Genomic DNA, 4,154 nt, shown 5'->3' on the forward strand with positions numbered 1-4,154 from the left:
GCCCAGCGTCGACCTGTTCATTCCCACCTACAACGAACCGCTGTCGGTGGTGCGCTCGACCATCCTCGCCGCCAGCGTGATGGACTGGCCGGCCGACAAGCTCAACATCTACCTGCTCGACGACGGCCGCCGCGAGGAGTTCCGCGCGTTCTGCGCGCAGGTCGGCATCCACTACGTCACCCGCACCAACAACCTCCACGCCAAGGCCGGCAACATCAACGCGGCGCTGAAGAAGTCCAGTGGCGAGTACGTGGCGATCTTCGATTGCGACCACATCCCCACGCGCTCGTTCCTGCAGGTGGCGATGGGCTGGTTCCTGCGCGACGCCAAGCTGGCGGTGGTGCAGATGCCGCACTACTTCTTCTCCGCCGATCCGTTCGAACGCAATCTCGGCAACCACGGTAAGGTGCCCAACGAGGGCGAGCTGTTCTACGGTCTGCTGCAGGACGGCAACGACCAGTGGGACGCCACCTTCTTCTGCGGCTCGTGCACGGTGATCAAGCGCAAGCCGCTGGAGGAAGTGGGCGGGGTGGCGGTGGAGACCGTCACCGAGGACGCGCACACCGCGCTCAAGCTGCACCGCCGCGGCTACCGTAGCGCCTACATCGCGGTGCCGCAGGCCGCCGGCCTGGCCACCGAGAGCCTGTCCGGCCACGTCGCCCAGCGCATCCGCTGGGCGCGCGGCATGGCGCAGATCGCGCGGCTGGACAACCCGCTGCTGGGCAAGGGCCTGCGCCTGTCGCAGCGCCTGTGTTACGCCAACGCGATGCTGCACTTCTTCTACGGGCTGCCGCGCATCGTCTACCTCACCGCGCCGCTGGCGTTCCTGTTCTTCGGCGCGCACGTGATCCATGCCTCGGCGCTGATGATCCTGGCCTATGCGCTGCCGCACATCCTGCAGGCCAACCTGACCAACCTGCGCACCCAGGGCAAGTTCCGCCACCTGCTGTGGAACGAGGTCTACGAGACCACCCTGGCCTGGTACATCCTGCGCCCGACGCTGGTGGCGCTGCTCAATCCCAAGCTCGGCAAGTTCAACGTCACCCCCAAGGGCGGCCTGGTGCCGCGCAGCTACTTCGACGGGCAGATCGCCAAGCCCTACCTGTTCCTGCTGGTGCTGAACCTGGCCGGCCTGGCTGCGGGCGTGATGCGCCTGCTCAGCGTGCAGCCCGGCGGCGAGGCGCAGACGATCTGGTTCAACCTGGCCTGGACCGCGTACAACGTGCTGTTGCTCGGCGCCACCATCGCCACCGCCAGCGAGATGCGCCAGGTGCGCCGCTCGCACCGCGTGCCGCTGGATATCCCGGCCACCCTGCACCTGGCCGATGGCCGCGAACTGGCCTGCCGCACGGTCAACTTCTCCACCGGCGGCATGGCGCTGCGCCTGCTCGAGCCGGTGCCGGTGGAGCCGGACCTGCCGGTGGAGATCGCGCTGCCGCAGCGCGGCAGCTCCAAGCGTCTGCCGGCGATGGTGCGCCACGACCGCGACGGCGAAATCAGCATCCAGTTCCGGCCGATGTCGATCGAGCAGGAGCGCTGGCTGGTGGCCTGCACCTTCGCCCGTGCCGACATCTGGGTGTCGCAGTGGGGCCGTCACGACCGCGACCGCTTCTGGGTGTCGCTGGGCCGCGTGTTCGCGGCCAGCATGCGCGGCTTCAGGCGCCTCGGCCAGCACGTCGCCAGCAGCGCGCGCAGCGGCTGGCGCGGCCGCACCGCCGGCGAGGAGGCTGCGCCGTGAGTCGGCGTTCCATCGTGTCGGGTTCATTCCTCTCTTTCACTTCCATCCGGTTGCCGTCGATGCGTCTACCCGCCCTGGCTGCGTGCTGTCTCACGGTCCTGTCCGGCCTCGCCCTGGCCCAGGAGCCGACCCTTCCCGCCACCGCGCAGGCGCCGGCCGCCGCCGCGACCGCCACGCCGCTGCCGTCTCCGGCCGAACGCGAGCGCTCAGCCACGCTCAAGCAACTGGGCGTGGACTACGAGATGACCCTGCGCGGCATCCAGGGCAGCGCCGGTATCGCCTTCAGCACCCGCACCGACGAAGTGGTGCAGGCGGCGAACCTGCATCTGGTCTATAGCTACTCGCCGGCGCTGCTGCCGGACCTGTCGCACCTGAAGGTCAGCGTCAACGGCGTCACCGTGGCGACCCTGCCGGTCAGCCGCGAGAACGCCGGCAAGCTGCAGCAGAGCGACGTGCCGATCGATCCGCGCCTGATCAGCGACTACAACCGGCTCAACCTGCAACTGATCGGCCACTACACCCGCGATTGCGAGGATCCGGACCACACCAGCCTGTGGGCCAACATCGATCCGTCCACGCGGCTGTCGCTGACCGCCACCCCGCTGGTGCTGCGCAACGACCTGGCGCTGCTGCCGGTGCCGTTCTACGACAAGCGCGATACGCGCCGCCTGGAACTGCCGTTCGTGTTCCCGCAGCGCCCGGACCTGGCCACGCTGCGCAGCGCCGGCATCGTCGCCTCCTGGTTCGGCGCGCAGGCCGGCTACCGCGGCGCGTCGTTCGGCGTGGCCATCGGCGACGTGCCGGCCACCGGCAACGCGGTGCTGTTCGCCACCGCCGCGACGCTGCCGGCGGAACTGGCCGCGACCCAGGCCGGCCTGACCGAGATCGCCGGCCCGACCCTGGCGATGATCACCAATCCGCGCGATGCCACCGGCAAGCTGCTGCTGGTGCTGGGCCGCAACGACAGCGACCTGCAGCAGGCCGCTACCGCGCTGAGCCTGGGCACGCCGTTCAACGGCCCGGTGGCGCGCATCGGCGAACTCAAGCCGGCGCAGCCGCGCAAGCCCTACGACGCGCCCAACTGGATCTCCGGCGACAAGCCGGTGCGCTTCGGCGATCTGGTCGCGCAGACCTCGCAGTTGAACGTCAGCGGCTACCACCCCGACCTGATCCGGGTCGGCCTGCAACTGCCGCCGGATTTGTTCGTGTGGCAGCGCGACGGCATCCCGGTCAACCTGCGTTATCGCTACACGGTGCCGGAGACGCAGAACAAGTCGGCGCTCAACGTCAGCATCAACGATGCCTTCGTCACCACGTTGCCGCTCAACGGCCACGCCTATGCCGAGTCGCTGCCGCTGCGCTGGTGGCACGAACTCTCGCCCAAGGGGGCGATGCCGGTGGAGCAGAAACTGCTGCTGCCGACCGGGCCGTTCTCGGCCAACAGCCAGCTGCGTTTCCACTTCTTCTTCGACCGCCCGCAGGCGGAGGCGTGCAAGAACACCTTCCCCGACGTGTCCGGCGCGATCGACGCCGATTCCAGCGTGGACCTGCGCTCGTTCCATCACTACATGGCGATGCCGAACCTGGCCGCGTTCGGCAATGCCGGCTTCCCGTTCACGCGCCTGGCCGACCTGTCCGAGTCCACCGTGGTGGTGCCGGACGAGATCGGCGACCAGGACATGGCCAACCTGCTGACCCTGCTCGGCCGGCTCGGCGCGTCCACCGGCTACCCGGCGCTGCGGGTGACCCTGATCCACGCCGCCGAGGTCGACAAGCACGCCGACAGCGACCTGCTGGTGTTCGGCAGCCTGCGCTCGCAACCGCTGTTCCAGCGCTGGAGCGCGGCGCTGCCGATCGGCGACGGCGCCAGCGGGCGGCGCTTTGCGATGAGCGACTGGGTGCTGGACAAGCTGCCCGGCTTCCTGTCGTTCGATGCGCGCCGCACCGACCTGCCGACCACCGCCGAGGTGGCGGTGAAGCCGGCACCCGGCGACGTGGTGCTGATGGGCTTCCAGTCGCCGCTGAAGGCCGGGCGCAGCGTGGTCGCGCTGCTGGCCGAGGACCCGGTCAGCGTCGAGGACTTCTTCGACGCCTGGCTGGCGCCGGCCACGCTGAAGGACTTCCAGGGCAGCGTGGTGCTGCTGCAGAAGGGCAAGGTGCGCAGCCTGGCCGGCAACCAGACCTACTATGTCGGTCACCTGCCGCTGCCGACCTGGGCGCGCTGGTACTTCTCGCAGCATCCGCTGTTGCTGGGCCTGGCGGTGGTGCTGCTGAGCGTGTTGCTGGCGCTGGCCGCGCGCGTGGTGCTGCGCCGGCATTCGGCGGCGCGGCTGCAGGCAGGGCAGTGAGCGGACACACCGGCCAACGCCGGCGCCTGCTCGGCGGCCTGCTCGCCGCCGGTGCGGCGACGCTGCTG

Annotated in this window: 2 protein-coding genes; both read left to right on the top strand. The window is 69.7% G+C overall.

The window, feature by feature from the left end:
- Positions 1-1,738 (top strand): UDP-forming cellulose synthase catalytic subunit (bcsA, locus tag D180_RS12460; protein WP_017910602.1); only part of this gene is annotated, 1,738 nt, incomplete at its 5' end.
- 59 nt (positions 1,739-1,797) lie between these two features.
- Positions 1,798-4,086: a cellulose biosynthesis cyclic di-GMP-binding regulatory protein BcsB gene (bcsB, locus tag D180_RS12465; protein WP_017913053.1), complete on the top strand. Its 2,289-nt coding sequence runs from the start codon at positions 1,798-1,800 to the stop codon at positions 4,084-4,086.
- The last annotated feature ends 68 nt before the right edge of the window (positions 4,087-4,154 follow it).

This window comes from Xanthomonas sp. SHU 166 (genome assembly GCF_000364685.1).
GTDB lineage: Bacteria > Pseudomonadota > Gammaproteobacteria > Xanthomonadales > Xanthomonadaceae > Xanthomonas_A > Xanthomonas_A sontii.

What these genes read in the sequence shown, in the direction of transcription:
- bcsB (WP_017913053.1), top strand. Translation starts at nt 1,798, where the DNA reads ATGCGTCTACCCGCCCTGGCTGCGTGCTGTCTCACGGTCCTGTCCGGC.